The 18,547-nt window shown below is 38.6% G+C and carries 20 protein-coding genes; 2 read left to right on the top strand and 18 right to left on the bottom strand.

All coding sequences use genetic code 11. The features are described from left to right. Positions 1 to 72: 72 nt before the first annotated feature. The 10 genes from ACI3ES_RS02420 to ACI3ES_RS02375 form a co-directional block, all read right to left on the bottom strand. Positions 73 to 1,068 (bottom strand): class I SAM-dependent methyltransferase, encoded by a 996-nt coding sequence (locus tag ACI3ES_RS02420; protein WP_114666691.1) that lies wholly within the window; start codon positions 1,066 to 1,068, stop codon positions 73 to 75. Positions 1,069 to 1,106: 38 nt separating this feature from the next. Beyond that, a complete protein-coding gene (locus ACI3ES_RS02415) occupies positions 1,107 to 1,394 on the bottom strand; it encodes a hypothetical protein (RefSeq protein ID WP_114666408.1) in 288 nt (95 codons plus the stop codon). Beyond that, complete coding sequence (locus tag ACI3ES_RS02410; RefSeq protein WP_114666407.1) at positions 1,391 to 1,804, bottom strand: competence type IV pilus minor pilin ComGF; 414 nt, start codon at positions 1,802 to 1,804, stop codon at positions 1,391 to 1,393. The genes ACI3ES_RS02415 and ACI3ES_RS02410 overlap by 4 nt, the downstream gene beginning before the upstream one ends. Next, complete coding sequence (locus ACI3ES_RS02405; RefSeq protein ID WP_114666406.1) at positions 1,791 to 2,000, bottom strand: hypothetical protein; 210 nt, start codon at positions 1,998 to 2,000, stop codon at positions 1,791 to 1,793. Before ACI3ES_RS02405 ends, ACI3ES_RS02410 begins: the two co-directional genes overlap by 14 nt. Further along, a complete protein-coding gene (locus ACI3ES_RS02400) occupies positions 1,984 to 2,376 on the bottom strand; it encodes a prepilin-type N-terminal cleavage/methylation domain-containing protein (RefSeq protein WP_036066195.1) in 393 nt (130 codons plus the stop codon). The genes ACI3ES_RS02405 and ACI3ES_RS02400 overlap by 17 nt, the downstream gene beginning before the upstream one ends. Then, positions 2,360 to 2,671 (bottom strand): competence type IV pilus major pilin ComGC, encoded by a 312-nt coding sequence (gene comGC / locus ACI3ES_RS02395; RefSeq protein ID WP_004910189.1) that lies wholly within the window; start codon positions 2,669 to 2,671, stop codon positions 2,360 to 2,362. The genes ACI3ES_RS02400 and comGC overlap by 17 nt, the downstream gene beginning before the upstream one ends. After that, the gene (locus ACI3ES_RS02390; RefSeq protein ID WP_317212017.1) at positions 2,668 to 3,705 is read right to left on the bottom strand and encodes a type II secretion system F family protein; all 1,038 of its coding nucleotides are present in this window, start codon (positions 3,703 to 3,705) and stop codon (positions 2,668 to 2,670) included. Before ACI3ES_RS02390 ends, comGC begins: the two co-directional genes overlap by 4 nt. Next, a complete protein-coding gene (comGA, locus tag ACI3ES_RS02385; protein WP_114666405.1) occupies positions 3,644 to 4,585 on the bottom strand; it encodes a competence type IV pilus ATPase ComGA in 942 nt (313 codons plus the stop codon). Before comGA ends, ACI3ES_RS02390 begins: the two co-directional genes overlap by 62 nt. A gap of 120 nt (positions 4,586 to 4,705) precedes the next feature. Then, the gene (locus ACI3ES_RS02380; protein WP_242029644.1) at positions 4,706 to 6,562 is read right to left on the bottom strand and encodes a S9 family peptidase; all 1,857 of its coding nucleotides are present in this window, start codon (positions 6,560 to 6,562) and stop codon (positions 4,706 to 4,708) included. An 88-nt stretch (positions 6,563 to 6,650) separates the two neighbouring features. Beyond that, the gene (locus ACI3ES_RS02375; protein WP_114666403.1) at positions 6,651 to 7,496 is read right to left on the bottom strand and encodes a bifunctional 5,10-methylenetetrahydrofolate dehydrogenase/5,10-methenyltetrahydrofolate cyclohydrolase; all 846 of its coding nucleotides are present in this window, start codon (positions 7,494 to 7,496) and stop codon (positions 6,651 to 6,653) included. Between the two features lie 78 nt (positions 7,497 to 7,574). On the opposite strand from ACI3ES_RS02375, the gene ACI3ES_RS02370 reads away from it, so the two are divergent. Further along, complete coding sequence (locus ACI3ES_RS02370; RefSeq protein WP_004910199.1) at positions 7,575 to 8,054, top strand: ComE operon protein 2; 480 nt, start codon at positions 7,575 to 7,577, stop codon at positions 8,052 to 8,054. 317 nt (positions 8,055 to 8,371) lie between these two features. After that, the gene (locus tag ACI3ES_RS02365; RefSeq protein WP_114666402.1) at positions 8,372 to 9,340 is read left to right on the top strand and encodes a thymidylate synthase; all 969 of its coding nucleotides are present in this window, start codon (positions 8,372 to 8,374) and stop codon (positions 9,338 to 9,340) included. A 10-nt stretch (positions 9,341 to 9,350) separates the two neighbouring features. On the opposite strand, the gene ACI3ES_RS02360 is transcribed toward ACI3ES_RS02365, so the two are convergent. The 8 genes from ACI3ES_RS02360 to ACI3ES_RS02325 form a co-directional block, all read right to left on the bottom strand. After that, positions 9,351 to 9,968 (bottom strand): JAB domain-containing protein, encoded by a 618-nt coding sequence (locus ACI3ES_RS02360; RefSeq protein WP_114666401.1) that lies wholly within the window; start codon positions 9,966 to 9,968, stop codon positions 9,351 to 9,353. Between the two features lie 26 nt (positions 9,969 to 9,994). After that, positions 9,995 to 11,392 (bottom strand): MFS transporter, encoded by a 1,398-nt coding sequence (locus ACI3ES_RS02355; protein ID WP_114666400.1) that lies wholly within the window; start codon positions 11,390 to 11,392, stop codon positions 9,995 to 9,997. Continuing rightward, the gene (locus ACI3ES_RS02350) at positions 11,382 to 12,563 is read right to left on the bottom strand and encodes a folylpolyglutamate synthase/dihydrofolate synthase family protein (RefSeq protein WP_114666399.1); all 1,182 of its coding nucleotides are present in this window, start codon (positions 12,561 to 12,563) and stop codon (positions 11,382 to 11,384) included. The genes ACI3ES_RS02355 and ACI3ES_RS02350 overlap by 11 nt, the downstream gene beginning before the upstream one ends. Positions 12,564 to 12,693: 130 nt before the next feature. After that, on the bottom strand, positions 12,694 to 14,244 hold the full coding sequence (locus ACI3ES_RS02345) for a DEAD/DEAH box helicase (protein ID WP_114666398.1): 1,551 nt from the start codon (positions 14,242 to 14,244) through the stop codon (positions 12,694 to 12,696). 35 nt (positions 14,245 to 14,279) lie between these two features. Further along, positions 14,280 to 15,422 (bottom strand): serine hydrolase, encoded by a 1,143-nt coding sequence (locus ACI3ES_RS02340; protein WP_114666397.1) that lies wholly within the window; start codon positions 15,420 to 15,422, stop codon positions 14,280 to 14,282. 24 nt (positions 15,423 to 15,446) lie between these two features. Next, entirely contained in the window at positions 15,447 to 16,775 is a 1,329-nt protein-coding gene (gene murF, locus ACI3ES_RS02335) for a UDP-N-acetylmuramoyl-tripeptide--D-alanyl-D-alanine ligase (RefSeq protein ID WP_114666396.1), read from the bottom strand. Position 16,776: 1 nt separating this feature from the next. Beyond that, on the bottom strand, positions 16,777 to 18,150 hold the full coding sequence (gene rlmD, locus ACI3ES_RS02330; protein WP_181809826.1) for a 23S rRNA (uracil(1939)-C(5))-methyltransferase RlmD: 1,374 nt from the start codon (positions 18,148 to 18,150) through the stop codon (positions 16,777 to 16,779). 57 nt (positions 18,151 to 18,207) lie between these two features. Further along, positions 18,208 to 18,474, bottom strand: coding sequence for a type B 50S ribosomal protein L31 (locus tag ACI3ES_RS02325; protein ID WP_010278597.1), 267 nt, complete (start codon positions 18,472 to 18,474; stop codon positions 18,208 to 18,210). Positions 18,475 to 18,547: the final 73 nt, after the last annotated feature.

The raw sequence follows: 18,547 nt of genomic DNA, 5'->3' as shown, positions 1-18,547 counted from the left end.
ATTTTTCCTTTTACCTGTCTTTCTTGAACTTATTGCACTTACGAAAACTAATTTGATAATATTATCATACGACTATTGCACTTCTTTATCCAGTTTAACCCACGCTTCAATATCTTGCAAAAATTCCTGAAGTTTTTTTGGATTTTTTAAAGATGGGTACTGCCCCATCAAGACCTCTTTTTGGGGATGGTTAGATTTTTTTCTCAGTACTAAGATAGCTTTTGCTGCTCGTTCATCTTGGAAAAAATCATTTGGTAACTGTAAGAAAGCTTTTAATTGTGTATGCGCGGTCACAAACTGTAACAATTTTTTAGCATTATCGCCACTTAACAATGCGGCAGGAACAACTAAATAAACCCAACCATCATCACTAACAATTGACAATGATTTTTCGACAAGTAAATTCTGTAGCCACGACTGCCTATTGGACGACTTGGTTTCAAATTGCCGATCATCATCGACGGTATAATAGCCTACTGGTAAATCGGCGATAACAACTTTAGCTTTAGGTGTTTCCTCTAATGATAGGACATCTGCTTGATAAAATGTTGTTGGTGCATGCGGATTAATAAGTTCATCTCCTGCTGCAGCCAAAGCCAATTGGGTTTCATCATTATCAATTCCAATCTTGTTTAACTGGAAATTTAAATTTTCAGAAACTGTCCATAGCAAATTACCTGATCCAACCGCAATATCAATTATCGTATCATCATCGACTAAATCCGCTGTTTGGTTAATCAAACTAGCAAGTAAATAACCAATACCATCTGGCGTAATTTGATAGTTGGCTGGTGTCTTATCATGCCGATTAGCCTGCAAAATGGCCAATTGAACTGCTTTACGCCTATCAGTATCACTTGATTTTGACCAATCAAGCTTAATGGCTTCTTCAATTTTTTCCGCAACTAATTGACTAGGCTTTCCTAGCTCTCGATGAACATCCCCAGCATTAATATCATCAATCACCTCGATTAGCGCATCAATGTGACTCACATCAATTTCCTGCGATAACTCACCTGACGTTTTGGATAAAGCATCAAAATATTGTGCAACTTTTTCTTGTGTCATAAGTAACATTTTAGACGGTTTTCCAACCTTTTTCAAGGTTATTTCACAAGCAGTGGTACCTTTACACAACGGTCATGAACTGACACACAAATTTCCTGATGAACGACTGTCGACACCATACTATCAATCGTCAATGACTTATCACCATTTGTTGCATACGACAAACTTAGTCGTGCTTGCAACAAATTAATTTTTGTCAGCTGTATCAATTTTGATTGTGCTCGCAACTGTTCATTAAAGGCTATATTTTGTAACACAAATACTGTGCTCAACGCGCCTAGTATTGTTACTGCAGTGACTAAAACGTATGCTTGTTTTCTGCTCATGGCGCTACCGCTTTCTGTAAAAATAATATGCCACGAATGGTTTGATTATTAATCTTTATTGACAACTTAAAATGACTACCACAGGCCATGACAGTTAGATCGTTAATATTTTCCATTAAGATAATTTGCCCATTGCCTGAAGCAATCAACTGTAATTTATGATTTTTAACCACTAATGTCATTGTTTTACCGTCAGTACTTATCATATTAATAGCATGGTTATCATTATCTTTTACTCTATATTTTTGGATTTCTAGTTGATGGAGGGTTGTTTGAAATGAGGTATTGTAATCTGGTTGAGTCACTTGACTTAGATGAGGTATCAAAAACTGAATTGTTGTCATAACTAATGCTGCCAAACTCAAGGCAATCAATGATTCTAATAAAGTAAACGCTCTATTCGCTGGCATAATTGTGCCACGCTTCCAAAGCATCAATCTTTTCTTTTTGCAAAGTAGATAATTCCTTGTTCAATTGACAATGTTGTCTTTGAAATTGATGAAATTGATCATATTCAAACACAACAAAAGTTCCCATTAGACTTAATGCAAGCATTGCTTCAGCTAAAACAAAACCCTTTTGCCTATGGTTATTTTTTAGATACACGATATTCACCACCTCCTAAACTGAAAATAATGTTGATATTTGGCGAACCATCAAGCGTGATGGTTATAGGCGCAACATAACCTGTTGGCAAAACACTTATTTGTTGCCGAACACATTTTGAATAATTTAGCGGATAAGGTATGTGCTCACCGTCTATCAACATCTCAGACTGATCAAAAATAACTGTTACCTGACGGCCTTGACTCTGAGCAGTTAGCCGCGCATTTTGCCACCTCGTTTTAAACGTTGCCAACCATTGATCTGTATTTTTTCCTACTGTCTTTGGTGGCTGCGCGCCAATTACCAAGCATAAACTAACGATGAGTAATGTGATTAATGACTCAACCAACGTGAATCCACTATTGGTGAGCTTCATTATTCACAATTGTAATTTTAAGGTCTTGCACTTTTTGTAGTTGCTTGTCAGTTAAATAAGCATTTGCTTTTAGTTTAGAAATGGTCACCTCACTGTCATCTGGGTGATCATTTTGATACAAATCAATTTGTGTTTGTACTGTTGTCACCATTGCGGCAGCATGAGTCGTCACAGCATGTTTACGTTGTGCATTTAAGTTAGGCAAAATAATTAACATTAGTAAGCTAACAATAAATAAAACAATTGCTGCTTCAATTAATGTAAATCCGCTATGTTTTTTTCTAAAACGTTTCATTTATACAATCCTCCTATGGCATGATACATTGGCAGTAGCATGCTGAGATATAAACCAATAATTGCTATGCCGATAATGCCAAAAAAAATCGGCTGCAATGTACCGATTAAACGGTCGGCTTGCTGCATTAACAGTTTAAACTGTGTTTTTGCGTAATAATCTAAGTAACGAGCTAACGTTTTTGGAGTATAACCCCTAATAAAATAACCGGCCAATGACTGGTTCAAAAATTGCTTAGATAAAATGTAACGGTCAATCTGTCCTCCTGTCTTTAAAAATTTTTGCGCATCTTGCGCTAAACAGACTGATGCTGAATGATTATTTTGAAACGCAATGGCATCAATAACATCTGGTAAAGTTAACCCACCTGACAACATTGACGCTATTTGTTGACTAGCTTGATACGACACAACCGTTTTAGTCATCAAACTAATTATTGGTATTTTAGACATAACATTAAGCCTGTTTATCCAGTTCATACGCCGCCAAAATTGCCAAATGATTATTATCAGTAGGAGTGCCATCATTAATATTACAATGGCGCGAGCATCATAAACCCCTGTTACTTGTGACGATTTTTGCCATTGATTCAATATTGGGTAAAGAAAAAATTTAAGCCCCAATAGCATGGTTCCTAGTATCGCTAACAAGATAATCGGATAACGCATCACTTGTTTTACTTTATTTTGTTGTTGTGCAATTTGGGCCAAATTTTGCCCCATTTTTACCAATGTATTGGCTAAATCTCCGTGTTCGTGGGCTAAATTCAGCTGAACCAATATACTTTGATTCACGTACATAGACATTATACTAGGGAAAGACTGCCCTTCATGAAGTCCATCTCTAATCACACTTAATTGACGATGCCACTTTTGATGAGCATCTGTCATAATATCAATGCTTTCACCAATGCTATATCCAGAAGCTAATAGGTCACCCAGCTCCTGAAAAAATTGCACTTGATCACTTGTTTTAAAGCGACTGAAATGTTGTTCGCGTTGCTGATGTAATTTTGCCTGCCAAACATGCTTCATCAAGAACCTCCTGCCATTGTGTTGTGAAACCAGTAGCCGTCGTAATGTCACTGCCAAAGAGCACATCAGCAATCGCTGCTTGATCCCCTGATATCATTGGCACTAATCTTTGATAAACTACCATCGCTAGTGCCGCCAATAATTGATTACGATCCACACCTAACTCTAGCAAGCGCAACACAATTTCTCGCGCCGACATGGCGTGTATCGTGCTGACAACCAAGTGTCCACTTAAAGCAGCCTGCACGACTGCTTTAGCTGTTTGATAATCTCGAATTTCCCCAATTAATAAAATCTCTGGGCGGTGCCGCAAAGCAACTTTTATTAAAGCTTCATAACCAATCCCAGCTGCTTCATTAACTTGTAACTGAACAAAGTTAGGATTCCTAATTTCTACTGGATCCTCAATTGTTAAAACTAGCTTGTTGTTGGCAATATTTTCCAACAAGTGATAAAGCGTCGTTGTTTTGCCTGAACCAGTCGGCCCAGAGATGAGAAATAAACCCGACTCTGGTAAACCAAGTTGCATTTGCTCAAATTGCTTTGAAGATAGCCAGTGTTGCTTATGCTGCTCAGAATAGATAAGACGTAAGACCACAGTTTCACGATTCAAAAAATCACCAACACTCGAAACACGAATCCACACTTGTGCACCACGAAAACGGCCAAGCTGCGGCCGACGCCTTTCTGATATATTCATTTTTGCACGATACTTAATTGCTGATATTAATTTTTCTGCATGATCATCTGCCATGTTAGTTTCAGAAATTAAGCCACCATTCAGATGAAACTTGATGACATACTTGTTATCATCATTTGGCAAAATATAAATATCATTAACTCGTTGTCTTTTAGCTTTTTCCAACATATCATCAATCATTATTCAAAATTTGTACCCCTTTTATGTTTTTGAGCTCATAGTATAGTATCATACGTTGCTAAGCTACTCGACTCACAAAAAAAACACTTAGCTCATGTTGAGCTAAATGCTTTTAACGGGTTAATTTTTAAATTTAGAAAACCAATTATTCATAACTTCAATCCGCGCGATGCGAAGATTTGGTCGACCGTTTCTGGAAACACCGTGAAAACTCTCAGGTAATCGTACTAATTCGATCGGAGTATCTGTTTGTGTTTTAATCGCCATGAAGTATTCTTCTGACTGTCCCAAAGGTGTCCGTAGGTCATATTCACCATGCAGCAGTAAAATAGGTGTTCGTACATGCTTAGCGTAGGCTAATGGCGATGCCGCCCATAATTTTGAAATATTATTATCTTGCAAATCCAATTTTAATTCAGTCTTTGTAAAATCATAACCAATGTCGCTTGTACCAAACATACTAATCCAATTAATGACTGGTCTTTGGGCAACAGCTGCTTTAAAGCGATGACCATGACCAATAATCCAAGTAGTCATATAACCACCATAGGAGCCACCTGCCACAAATACATTATCAGCATCAATCACACCAGGAAATTTTGATATAGCCGCTTCAAAGCCAGTCATAACATCGCGATAGTCTTGCTCCCCATAATGCCCAATCACACTTTTCACAAAATTTTGACCATACGAAGTTGAACCATGTGGATTAGTAAAAACGACATTATATCCAAGTGCGACCCACATTTGAAATTCCCAAAAGAAAGCATCAGCATAGGCCGCATGTGGTCCGCCGTGAATGTACAATAATGTTGGTGCAGGTTGTAGTTGCGCGCGCATTAACCAACCATCAACCATCGAACCGTCTTCTGAAGCAAATTGATATTTTTGAGCAATTATAAACGCCTCTTTTGAATCTGGTCGATACAAAATCTCCCCTTGCCTATTTTCAATTTGTGAAGGTATATTGGTATAAGAAGTAATCAGCGCTTCTGACGTAAAAGATAAAATAGCGCGTTGCGTATCATCTAGTAACGTCAAAATACCATCTGTTGTCAAACGATATAGGCGGTTGTGGCCATGATAAGTCGCAACAAATTCAATTTCCGTATCATTTAGCCAAAGCAATTGATGAACGCTCTTTAAAAAGACCACATCACTCATCGTATCTTGCAAAGCATCAACATCAGAATCAAATATAGGTGTGAGAGTATCTCGTTTAATATCATATAGATACACACCAAAAATTCTCGCATTTGTATATTGCTCATCATGGGCAATCAGTGCGATTTTTTCACCAAGTGGATCAAACACCCCATCCATAGTTAACCCATTTGGCAGATCACGACTCACTTCAATTGTCTGACCATTAACCAACAAAAACGTTTTATTGCTCTCCCCAAGGCCTGCAATGTTATCAGTTTGCGTCAATAATAATTTATGATCAAATTGATCTAATAACGTCGTGCGCGTGGTAGTCTTTAGAACAACTGTTGTCAGATTTTTAGAAATATCTAAATAGGTAATACGATATTGAGTTGATTCATCAATGAGACCATATCCGTCAGCTTTATAATTTTTTTCAGTAATGCGACGTGGCGTTGGTCGCTGTGATAATATGGGCGTTGGTGACTGATGAACCGTCATGGTAAGATAATAAACATGATCATTATCCGCTTTTGCTGTGTATTGATGAATCCCTGCTGCCTCGAATGTTTTTTGTTCACCCGCAACAAACAATTGCGCAACACCATCAATCTTTTGTAGATAAGCTAACTGTCCATTCGCATTTTGTGGTGCCCATGCATCTTCAGCAATCAAACTGGTTTGTCCATCTGCTAGTTTCCAAATACTATGTTGTGTATCATTTTCAACATCACGTAACTGCGTTTGTGTAAAATAGTAGATTTCACCAATCTTGATTAATTGACTCAAACTTTTGATGTTAAACAATGATTTATCTAATTTTTTCATCATTTACCTCACTTATAATTTCAAGTCTATCATAAATTGTGAACAAAAAAAGAAGTTATAAAGCCTTTTAACGCCATTACTTCTCATTAAACTATTTATTTTGTTCCGCTAATGTAACTGTATTTTCTAATAAAGTAGCAATTGTCATTGGCCCTACACCACCAGGCACTGGCGTAATAAAATCCGCAATACCCTGTGCTGAATCAAAGTCAACATCACCAGTGGCTTTGCCATCAACAACATTCATCCCAACATCAATGACGGTTGCACCTTGTTTCAAGTCTTTCCCTTTAATAAAATTAGGAATACCAACACCAACAGCCACAATGTCAGCAAACTTAAGCAAACGTTTCAAAATATCTGGCTCAGTAAAACGATGCGCCACAGTCACCGTTGCATCTGCATTATTTAACAAGGCTGACATTGGTCGTCCAAATAATTGAGACCTGCCAATTACTAAAGCTACTTTGCCTTTTGTAGGAATATGATAATAATTTAACAATGACATCACACCTTGTGGCGTCGCGGCGACGGTATATGGCTCTAAAGCATCACCAAACAGCATTCCTTGAACTGTTGCACCTAAACCGTCAGCATCTTTGGATGGTGCAACTGCAGAAAATACTTGTCGTTCCTTAATGCCCTTAGCTAATGGGCTTTGAACTAAAATACCTGTCACGTCATCATCAGCGTTTAAAGATTCAACTAACGCAATAACACTTTCGGTCGTTTCATCTGCACCAACAGGAATATCACGTGTTTGAATGCCAAGCTTGGCTGCTTTCCGAGACTTCATGCCAACATATAATTGACTACCTTCATTGTCTGGGTCGTAAATCACAGCAAGAGTAACTGGCTTATCTAGGCCTGCCACACGTTGAGCCGTTTTGTCATTAATTATTTTGGCAACTTTGGCACCGTCAAGTAACTCTGTCATTCAAAAATCTCCTTCAATCTTCACAATATTTTGTTATACTCATTCTATCAGATTCAAAAACAGAACGAGGCACATTATATGGATACACGTATTAGTTGGGACCAATATTTCATTGCACAGGCAGCCATTTTGTCAACACGATCGACATGTACAAGATTACACGTAGGCGCTATTATTGTGCGAGAGCATCGCATAATAGCAAGTGGTTATAATGGCAGTGTCGCAGGCACACCCCATTGCACTGAGGTCGGTGATCTCATTGTCGATGGTCATTGTGTACGAGCCGTTCATGCCGAACAAAATGCGCTGATGCAAGCAGCTCAAATGGGCATTAGCGTTGACGGCGCAGAAGTTTACGTCACAGATGTGCCATGCGTGCAATGCACTAAGCTCTTGCTTCAAGCAGGTATTCGTAACATTAACTTTATGCGTGATTATCATAATGATCCATTTGCTGAAGAACTGTTACGTCAAAAACACGTTTCACTTAAGCAAGTACCATTTTCATCACAAACAGCCCATCAAATTGATTTAAATCAATTCATTGCTCATGAATGATGACCTTGAATTTGTAAGAAAAAACGCACAATTAACGAACTATTTTCAAGTTTATCATATTTTTTACTTTTAGAAAACGAATAGCATTTAAAAACATTTTTTGTAATTAAAAATCAGTAAAAATCCAATACTGCCAACCGCTGAAAGGTTTGTTACAATTCTGTAACACGCAAATAAAAGCGTCAGAACAACGTTTTAAAAAACGTACAAATTTGCTATTAATAAGTGATTTCGTTAATATTTAAGTAATGATTTTTTGAAAGGAATCGCGCGTACCAATCTGTTTACAATAGCTAAATCGCGTACAAAAAATAGACATGTCTCAAAATGAACAACAATATTTAGACTTAGCACAAAAAATTCTCGATGAGGGAACACTAAAGGGTGATCGCACCGGAACTGGTACACATTCACTGTTTGGCACTCAAATGCGTTTCAATCTGCAAGAAGGATTTCCACTCTTAACCACAAAAAAAGTCTTTTTTGGCTTAATTAAAAGTGAGCTTTTATGGTTTTTACGTGGCGACAATAATATTCGCTTTTTGCTCGAACACAATAATCATATTTGGGATGAATGGGCTTTTAAAAATTGGGTTGAATCTGATCAATATGACGGTCCTGACATGAGTGATTTTGGCCGACGATCACAACATGATTCTGAATTCAACAAAGCATATCAGGAACAAAAAGTTATTTTTGTCGATAAAATCCTTCATGATGATGATTTTAAGGAAACGTTTGGCTACATTGGTGATGTGTATGGTAAGTTGTGGCGCGGTTGGGAAACAAATAGCCTAACTGCTGGTGAAGACACCATCGATCAAGTCAATCGTCTCATTAATCAAATCAAAACCACACCTGATTCTCGCCGATTAATTTTGACAGCATGGAACGCCGAAACCACACCACAAGCACCTTTACCTTCCTGCCACGTCTTAAGTCAATTCTATGTGGCTGATGGTAAGCTTAGTTTACAGCTATATCAGCGTTCTGGTGACTTTTTCCTTGGCGTGCCGTTTAACATTGCTTCATATTCCTTATTGCTTCATATGGTTGCTGCTCAAACTGGCTATGAGGTTGGCGATTTTATTCATACAATTGGCGATACACATATTTATAACAACCACATTGATCAGATTAACGAGCAACTTTCACGACCAATGCATAAACTGCCAAAATTATGGTTAAATCCCGAAGTAAAATCACTGTTTGACTACACAATGGATGACATCAAAGTTCTGGATTACGACAGCGAACCTGCTATCAAAGCACCTGTCGCTGTTTAAAAAAGCTATCCTAATTATTACGGGATAGCTTTTTTAGCTGCTTTTTTTCAGACATACTCCAATAATCACTTTGCGTCACAACAAATGAATCAAACAAATGAATATCCATTTGTTGCCCAAGTGTTGCAAGTCGCTGGCTAAAAGCAATGTCTGCTTTCGAGGGCATGACATAACCACTAGGATGATTATGAGCAATCATAAATCCCAGCGCATTGGCTTTCAAAACACGCTGAAAAATTTCTCTAGGTGACGCTTGCACGTGACTCACAGTACCAACAAAAACAGTTTCCCAACCAATAACATTTAGCTGTGCATCCAAAAGCGCCAAGCATAGCTGTTCTTGAGGAAAATGACCGATTTTTTTTTGAGCAAATATTCCCATTTTAGTCGAATATTTTGCGTTTAGTAAAATCGGCCTTTTTTGGAAAGCAACGGCTTTTCCTATTTCAACACCAATCAATAGCGCTTGATTAGCAACTTCATTATGTGAAGCAAAGTCCTCAGCTGTATCATGCGTTATTTCATTTAACGTATATGGTTCAGGAAAGTAACGTTGAAAAGTACGTAGTGCAGAGCCTTCCTCTTGTCCAAATAGTCTATAAAATTGCTTAATTTTGTTAGTAATCATGTTGTTTACCTCTACAACATAATACGTTAACGTAAGCCTTTTCTCCCAAAATGTAATGCACTTAATGACAAAATGGCAGACAACACAATCAATACAACATCAATTCTAAATGTCCAAATGGTGCCCGAATGAGTTGCTACGACCAAATCACGAACATCATCGGCATGCTTTTGAAAAGTAGCAATGATACCGGCAGCTAAGGCAATCCCAATGGCGGCAGAATAATTATTAGTCGCTGAAAAAATTGAATTACCCGCGCTCTGAAAATTAACTGGCACCTGACTTATTGTGAAAGTCATGTTATTACCAAACCAAAAACCAGCACCAACCTGAATAACCATAAAGCCAAGTGTCAACCATGTCAAACTAATCGGCAAAGACGCCATCAAAACAGTTCCCGTCAACATCAATATCAAGCCAGTAATGATTGGTACACGCGCACCAAAGCGATCATATAGCCGACCTGATAAAATAGCCATCAGCGCGTATCCCAATGCGCCAGGCAGCAGTGCCAATCCTGCTACTTGAGAATTTTGCAATAATACAATTTGTAATACCATCGGAACCGCATAATTAAACGTTAAATTAACAACTTGTGTCGTAAACGAAGCTGCCATACCAAAGCGAAAAGTTTTATATTTGAAAATTGCCGGATTAATCAATGGATTGGCAATTCGCTTTGCATGAAATAGATAACCCGCTAAACCAATTATCATCGCCACAATCATACTCAAACTTAAAGTATTAATCAATCCATGAGTGCTAGTACGTTCGATAACAGAAATACCCGCTACGAAGAATAAACTCAGCAGTAGCCAACCAATCAAATCTAGTTTTTCTTTTTTTAATGGTGCAACCTGTTGAATTGTCCACCAACCTAATACAAGTGAAAAAATCTGAATTGGTAACACCACCCAAAACACCATATGCCAACCGTAATTTTGTGTTAAAAAGCCACCAAAAGCTGGTCCAATTGCTGGGGCAAACGAGATAATAAGTGACCCCAATCCGACCATTGTCCCGCGCTTTTTCTCTGGCACTTGTTCAAAAATCACGTTATACATCAAAGGAAAACCAACACCACCGCCAATTCCTTGTAGTAGCCGTCCAAATAATGTCCAGCCAAAATCACCGCTAATCGCATTAATTAATACACCAATTAAAGAAATAATAGTTGCAGTAATAAATTGACTACGGTTAGTAAAATTTTTCTTCAACCACGGTGATAAAATAACCACCATACTTGTCAGTAAAATCACACCAGACGTCAGCCACTGCACGACATTTGATGTGACATGAAATTCTGTCATTAATATCGGAAAGCTAACATTTAATGCTGTTTCTAACATAATGTCAGTAAATCCTAAAATTCCAATTGCCAAAACGCTAAAAACTAAGCGTAATGATAATTTTTCACTTTGCATACTCTTCTCTCACTTTACTTACAAAATATAATGAACCTGTTAATACCGTTAAATCAGCGTCAGATTGCTTTATAGCTGTTTGCCAGTTTACTGCTGTTTGCACTGGATATTTTTTTGCAGTTGCTTCAATATTCAAACTATGTCTACCGTTTGGCCCAGTAAATGGCACTAAGGTAATGGTAAAACGATCTTGAGTCAAAATTTCAGAAAAAGAATCTGTCACGTTTTTATCCATTAAACTACCAATAATTAAATGAATCTTGCCTGTTGGATAGGACTTGATTAGTGCCTTGTACAAGGCGTGCAGCCCCTGTGCATTATGTGCACCGTCAATCATTAGATTTGTACGCAATAGCTCAAACCGCGCAGGAAAACGTGTTGTCTCAAGTCCACGAGTAATGGCTGAATCTGGAATTTGTTCATCAAAAGCACGTACGGCAGCAACTGCGGTAGCTGTATTCACAATTTGATAATCTCCAGGCAGCCCAGGATTAAATTCACCCAAATGACCAACTATGACCTTTGAAGCATAGCTTTCAATAACGGATCGCGCCTCACCGGAAACTTGACCGATAACCACAGGCATGTCGTTGTGAATAATACCTGCTTTTTGTCGAGCAATATCAGCAATAGTGGACCCCAATAGGGCTTGATGATCCAAGCCAACGCTTGTAATGACAGCCACACGTGCATTTGGCATCACATTGGTCGAGTCAAGTAAGCCACCAATACCAACTTCAATCACTAGTGCGTCAAGGTTTTGTCGGGCAAAAAAAGTAAACATAATAGCTGTTAAGACTTCAAATTCAGTCGGAATATCTGGCGCCAAATCGCGATCAAGGTCAGTTAAAACATCTGCTACATCTTGGGTAGTTGACAGCAAATCCTCCGATGAAATCATTTGGTTATCAATTTGAATTCGCTCCCGAAAATCTGTAATAAAAGGCGAAATAAACAAACCAGTATGAAAACCCGCGGAATGCAATATGTTGCTTGACATAGTAGCAACAGATCCTTTCCCGTTAGTTCCTGTAATATGAATAGCCGGTGGTATGATCTTTTCTGGATTTCCCAAACGGTCAAGTAAGGCATGCATGCGTTCCAATGATTCTTTTTGCCCGCCTTTTGGGCGACTATGAATATAGGCAATAGCTTCTGCAACTGTTCTCATGTTTCCCTCCACCAAAGATAGTCTTGTATCCATTATAAGCTAATATCATCTTGAAAAATAAAAGCCGTCCAATTTGTTTGGACGGTTTCATCGTGTTTATTTATCTTACCGTTAATTCAATAACAGTATTTTATCCTTTTTCACGAACGGTAAATTCGCGACGACTACCGCCGCTATTACGGCGACTCTCATTTGAACGACCATCACGACGCTTGTAGTCACCAAAGCGACGCTCACTTGTGCCGCGGCGATCATTACTACGATCACCATTGCCACGACGATTACGATTGCCACGATAGCCACCACCGCGGTTACCGTCACGGCGTCCACCACCATTGCGTGAACCACCACCCTTACGTCGTGGTAATGGACGTTCACGTGTGATTTCAACTGGTGTATTTTGCTTTTCTAAATCAGCTGCACTAGATAACAAAGCTGCCGCTAACTGTTCAGCAGAATATTGTGCAGTCAAAGCATTAACTTGATCTTGAATTTCTGCTACATCAGTTGATTGAATTAACTTTGCCACCTCGCCGGCAGCATTATTAATTTTACCGACACGTGCTTGTTGTAATGTTGCAGGTTCAAGAGGCGTCATACGTTTTTTAGTCAACTCTTCAACTGCACGCAAGTAATCCATTTCATTTGGTGCCACAAACGTCACTGATACACCCTTGGCGCCTGCACGACCCGTACGGCCAATACGGTGAACATAGCTTTCAGGATCTTGTGGAATATCGAAGTTATAGACGTGAGAAACATCTTTAACATCAAGACCACGAGCCGCAACATCTGTTGCCACCAAAATATTGATTTCATGTGATTTAAACTGAGCTAAAACACGTGAACGCATTTGTTGCGTCAAATCACCATGTAAACCAGCTGCATGGTAACCACGAGCTTCTAAACCACGAGCTAATTCTTCAACGCGACGCTTTGTGCGACCAAAAACAATTGCCAATTTTGGTGCTTGGACATCAAAAATACGAGTCATCGTATCGAATTTTTCATTTTCACGCATCCGTACAAAGTATTGATCAACCAAATCAGTTGTCAATTCCTTAGCTTCAATTTGAATGTGCTCTGGGTTAGTCATGAACTTAACACCAATACGCTTAATAGCAGGTGGCATTGTAGCTGAGAATAGCAACGTCTGACGTTCAGCTGGTGTCTTATCAATAATTGATTCAATATCGTCCAAGAATCCCATGTTCAACATTTCGTCGGCTTCATCTAGCACAAGGGTACGAACGTGATCCAATCTAACTGTTTTGCGGTTAATGTGGTCTAGCAAACGACCAGGTGTACCGACAAGTATTTGTGGATGTGACTTCAAATTTTGAATTTGACGGCGAATGTCAGCGCCACCAAACACAACTTGCACATCAACATGTTTGTCATGTCCGAGCTTTTTTAATTCATCTGCTGTTTGAATCGCTAATTCACGTGTTGGTGAAACAATCAGAGCCTGAATGTTTTGATTATTTAAATCAATGTGTTCCAAAATTGGCAAACCAAAAGCAGCTGTTTTACCGGTTCCCGTTTGCGCTTGTCCAATAACATCACGTCCTGATAATGTCAACGGAATTGTTTTTTCTTGGATTGGTGTCGCTTCGACATAACCATGTGTTTTAATGGCATCTAAAATATCTTGTGACAAACCTAATTCGCTAAATTTCAAAATTTTTCTCCTTGCACGTACTGTGCGTAAACCATTCACTTTGTAGGAATGGCAGTCATTTGTGTAAATATTTTCTTGGCTAGTGGTTGGAAAGTATGCTGTTTGTAATATTGATTACTCAATAGCACAACAGCATCCTGACCTTTTTTGGACAATATTACAGTTGGTTCATATCCCGGTAGTATGCCATGTGCAGTCATATATTTTGGGAAATGATACATACCTGCAGCATAGCTTTCACCGGGCTTCGTTTGCCATAATTGGGCTGGACTATGTATCATTTTTTTGTTAATCATCAAATAATAATATCGATACAAATTACCTGTTGTCATTGCAACGTTACCAGTTCCTGTTTCACGATGATAGGCAACATCGTTATCACTATACGGCTTGTCATATGAATCATCATAGCCAATTGCACGATTAGCTGATGTTTTGAATGCATCATATTGTACCGCTTTTAAATGGTAGTGCCGATCAAACATTTGGTCAAACAATTGTGTATAAGTTTTATGTGTCACTTTCATCAATATGCCGGCCAGTAAACGATAGTTAACAGCTTGATATGACCAACCATAGCCAATACTAGGCTCGCCAATAACAACTGCATGATCCGCAGAAAAATCAATGTTATCCGCTTCTGATTCAAAAGTTACTGGCTGTATGTGTTGACTTAGCCCGCTAGTCATCGTAATCAAATCACTTATTGTGATTTTATCAGAATTAGCAATATTAGGATAAAACTGGCTAAGCTTCGTATCAAAAGATAGCTTACCAGATTCAATTTCTTTCATAACCAATGTTGCTGTGAGTCCTTTTTGAATTGAAGCAATCTGAAACAGTGTTGCGGCGTCATTAAGGCGTTTCGTTTTAGCATCCGCATAACCATAGCCTTTTTGTAAAATAATTTTATTTTTGTGAACAATTAAAGCAGTTCCGATATAGTGTGACTGCTTTAACTGGTTATCCGCATCTTTGGCAAGCGCATTTTGGGGTACAACATTTCGACCCAACATGTTGACATTATTGACACTAAAGTCATCATTTTTAATAGGTTTCAATGTAACTGTCGCCTCTTTTAGTGTTAAAGGCCACAAAGTGCCCAGTAACAAACTCAGCAAAAAAATTACAAATATCCATTTTCTTCGCTTAATGTTTCGACTTTGCTTTCGTTGCATAGGTGTGTCCCCCGACACATTAAATTATTTTACTAATGCGTTAACAACGTTCTCAAGATGAATTCCGTGACTTGCTTTAAGCAAAATCACGTCCCCGTTTTCACCTAACGTCTGTAAATCTGTGATTAATTCGGCTAACTGATCTGTTTCATATTGGTGCAAGTGCGTTGAATCAAAACGTTGTTGCAAAATGGGATAAAGATACATCCTCATTAACTTTCCAACTAAGTAAACGCCATCAACATTCGCCTCTGTCACCGCTTTTGCCAGACCAGCGTGCAAGTTTTGCGCTTGATCGCCTAATTCTAACATGTCTCCTAACACAATATACTTGTGTACACTAGGAATCGTCTTCAGTGTTGCCAAAACGGCAGCTACAGCAGTTGGATTTGAGTTATAAACATCGCTAATCAAAGTCACGCCGTGAGCTGTCGTGAGCGTTTCAGTACGATTTTTAGTCAAATCAAAATGTTTAAGTGCCTTTGCGGCGTCTTTTGTGTCAATATGTAATAAGATACCCGCTGAAATCGCTGCGAGCGCATTCATTATATTATACCGACCTCGCAACGGAATAGCAAATCGAGTATTATCAAACGTGAAAGAAGTTTCACCTTCATTTTCATCTATATCACTGATTTTCTGTCCAAAATGAACAACCGATTGACTAACAGCAGCTGTTGTCAACAAGGGTTCGTCAAAAGGTATAATTAGTGTACCATCAGCTTTTAAGCCTTGAGTGATTTCTAATTTTGCCTTAGCAATATTGGCACGCGTCTTGAAAAATTCGATATGCGCCTCACCAATCATCGTGATAATCGCAATATCCGGCATGGTCAAGTCTGACAAGACGGAAAGTTGACCAAAACGATCCATACCCAATTCAACAACGAGCACTTCGGTGTCTTCTGGCATCGTCAAAATTGTTAGCGGTACACCAATTTCATTATTGAAGTTTTCGGGTGTTTTAAATGTTTTATACTTTGTACCCAAAACCGCTGCAGCCATATCTTTGGTGGTTGTTTTACCGTTAGAGCCTGTGATTGCTACAACCTTGGGATTAATATCTTGTCGTCGATATTGTGCCAACGCTTGAAGTGCTGTCAATGTGTCGGGTACTATCACGGCGGCAATAGTTGATGGTATTTGGTGTTGATTATCAGCCAGTACAGCTACTGCCCCATTATTGAATGCTTGTTCGATATAATCATGTCCATCGTTTTGTGCTACCAATGCCACAAACAAATCGCCCGGTTTAACTTGGCGCGAATCAAAAGAAACACCCCTGACAATCACATCACCTAACTGAGTAGGCGCATGCAATATTTGTCCTATTTTTGATACAGAATAATTCATTTTAATCCTTTCGAAATACCGTTATGCTTTCAACATGAGACGTTTGCGGAAATTGGTCAACGGGCAATATTGGTCCGTCAATGTGGTAACCTCGTTGAATGATTTCAACAGCATCTCGAGCAAGTGTTACAGGATTACAGCTAATATATACAAAACGATCTGGTCCCATGTCAACTGTTGCTTCAATTAATTCAGCAGTTAACCCACGCCTAGGCGGATCAACAAATACAACATCCGGTTTTAGGTCTTCTTGTTGCCAACGTTTAAATTGTTCAGGTGCATCAGCTAAAATGTACGTCGCATTAGTAATCTGATTGTTAAGCAAATTCAACTGCGCATCAGCAACCGCACCAGGCACAACTTCAACACCAATCACTTTTTTAACACGATTAGCCACACTAATACCAATCGTGCCAATGCCCGAATACGCATCAATAACAACATCATCCGCTTGTAATTCAGCTTTTTGAGCTGCTAAATCGTATAATATTTCAGTCATTTGCGGGTTAACTTGGTAGAAAGAATTAGGACCAATAATAAAATTATAGCCCAACAATGTATCATGAATTGAATCTTCGCCCCATAACGTTCTGTTATTAGGGCTCAATAGCACAAACTGTCGTTTAGGACTATAATTTAATCGCAAACTTTTTAATTCAGGTAGTTGTTCATGTATTTCATTCACAATTTCAGGTTCATTAGATAAAGTTGACACGTCAGAAACTAAGACAACCATTAATTCATGGGAATAATAACCTCTCCGAACCATAATATAACGGATTGCACCTTGTTGCGTATCTGGATCGAAAGCTGAAATTTGATATTTCTCTAAAATATTTCTAACGACAACAATAGCTTGGTCAATTTCCGCGTCATTCACAAAATAATCCGTCATGGGCACTAGTTCATGGCTGCCACGACGATAAAAACCACTGGTCAATTTACCATTTTGCCATTTCACTGGTACAATCGTTTTATTGCGATAGTATGTTGGATTTTGCATCCCAACAGTTGGTGCAACAGTGACTGTTAAACCTTTTTTAGCAAATAATTTTTGGATCTGCTTTTGTTTTAAAGCGAGTTGCGCTTCATATTTTAAGTTAACTAGAGGCGCTGTGCCAGCTTCAATCAAATACTGACGATGATTGTCTTGTCTAGCATTGGAAGATACTATCCGTTCAATTACTTGTGCATAACCCGAAAATTTATCTACCTGTGTGACGCGTAAACGAATTTTCTCATTTGGAATAGCATCCGCAATATATAAGGGATAGTGCTCGGTCACATGAACAATGCCCATACCATCAATACGGATATCATCCACAACTGCCGTTATTTCTTGCCCTAATTTAACCGGTAAAATTGTGCGTGCGATAGTTCTGCCCTCATATATAAAAAACGCTCACCAAGGTGAACGTTTTTGAATGAACAATTACTTGTCTTCGTTGTTCTTGAAACCAAATCCAGCAAACTTCTTGTTGAACTTGTCGACTGCACCATCGGCTTGAGTAAACTTCTGCTTACCAGTATAGAATGGGTGTGAGTCTGATGTAATATCCATACGGATTGATGGATATTCTTTACCTTCAAATTCAGTTGTTGTGTCAGATGTCACAGTAGAAGCTGACAAAAACTTCTTACCTGTTGAAGCATCGACGAAGACAACTGCATGATAATCTGGGTGAATTTCTGCTTGCATGATTCGTTTCTCCTTAGCGCCCTAAGTCTCGTGACCTAGAGTCAGTTATTAACTAGATTATTGTATCAAAATT

Origin of the sequence: Leuconostoc falkenbergense, assembly GCF_045801155.1 — a bacterium.
Classification (GTDB): Bacteria; Bacillota; Bacilli; order Lactobacillales; family Lactobacillaceae; genus Leuconostoc; species Leuconostoc falkenbergense.
This window is presented reverse-complemented; position numbering and strand designations above follow the sequence as displayed.

Excerpts from the sequence above, each read along its gene's own strand:
- ACI3ES_RS02420 (WP_114666691.1), bottom strand. The coding sequence starts at position 1,068 with ATGACACAAGAAAAAGTTGCACAATATTTTGATGCTTTATCCAAAACG.
- ACI3ES_RS02415 (WP_114666408.1), bottom strand. The coding sequence starts at position 1,394 with ATGAGCAGAAAACAAGCATACGTTTTAGTCACTGCAGTAACAATACTA.
- ACI3ES_RS02410 (WP_114666407.1), bottom strand. The coding sequence starts at position 1,804 with ATGCCAGCGAATAGAGCGTTTACTTTATTAGAATCATTGATTGCCTTG.
- ACI3ES_RS02400 (WP_036066195.1), bottom strand. The coding sequence starts at position 2,376 with ATGAAGCTCACCAATAGTGGATTCACGTTGGTTGAGTCATTAATCACA.
- comGC (WP_004910189.1), bottom strand. The coding sequence starts at position 2,671 with ATGAAACGTTTTAGAAAAAAACATAGCGGATTTACATTAATTGAAGCA.
- ACI3ES_RS02390 (WP_317212017.1), bottom strand. The coding sequence starts at position 3,705 with ATGAAGCATGTTTGGCAGGCAAAATTACATCAGCAACGCGAACAACAT.
- comGA (WP_114666405.1), bottom strand. The coding sequence starts at position 4,585 with ATGATTGATGATATGTTGGAAAAAGCTAAAAGACAACGAGTTAATGAT.
- ACI3ES_RS02380 (WP_242029644.1), bottom strand. The coding sequence starts at position 6,562 with ATGATGAAAAAATTAGATAAATCATTGTTTAACATCAAAAGTTTGAGT.
- ACI3ES_RS02375 (WP_114666403.1), bottom strand. The coding sequence starts at position 7,496 with ATGACAGAGTTACTTGACGGTGCCAAAGTTGCCAAAATAATTAATGAC.
- ACI3ES_RS02370 (WP_004910199.1), top strand. The coding sequence starts at position 7,575 with ATGGATACACGTATTAGTTGGGACCAATATTTCATTGCACAGGCAGCC.
- ACI3ES_RS02365 (WP_114666402.1), top strand. The coding sequence starts at position 8,372 with ATGTCTCAAAATGAACAACAATATTTAGACTTAGCACAAAAAATTCTC.
- ACI3ES_RS02360 (WP_114666401.1), bottom strand. The coding sequence starts at position 9,968 with ATGATTACTAACAAAATTAAGCAATTTTATAGACTATTTGGACAAGAG.
- ACI3ES_RS02355 (WP_114666400.1), bottom strand. The coding sequence starts at position 11,392 with ATGCAAAGTGAAAAATTATCATTACGCTTAGTTTTTAGCGTTTTGGCA.
- ACI3ES_RS02350 (WP_114666399.1), bottom strand. The coding sequence starts at position 12,563 with ATGAGAACAGTTGCAGAAGCTATTGCCTATATTCATAGTCGCCCAAAA.
- ACI3ES_RS02340 (WP_114666397.1), bottom strand. The coding sequence starts at position 15,422 with ATGCAACGAAAGCAAAGTCGAAACATTAAGCGAAGAAAATGGATATTT.
- murF (WP_114666396.1), bottom strand. The coding sequence starts at position 16,775 with ATGAATTATTCTGTATCAAAAATAGGACAAATATTGCATGCGCCTACT.
- ACI3ES_RS02325 (WP_010278597.1), bottom strand. The coding sequence starts at position 18,474 with ATGCAAGCAGAAATTCACCCAGATTATCATGCAGTTGTCTTCGTCGAT.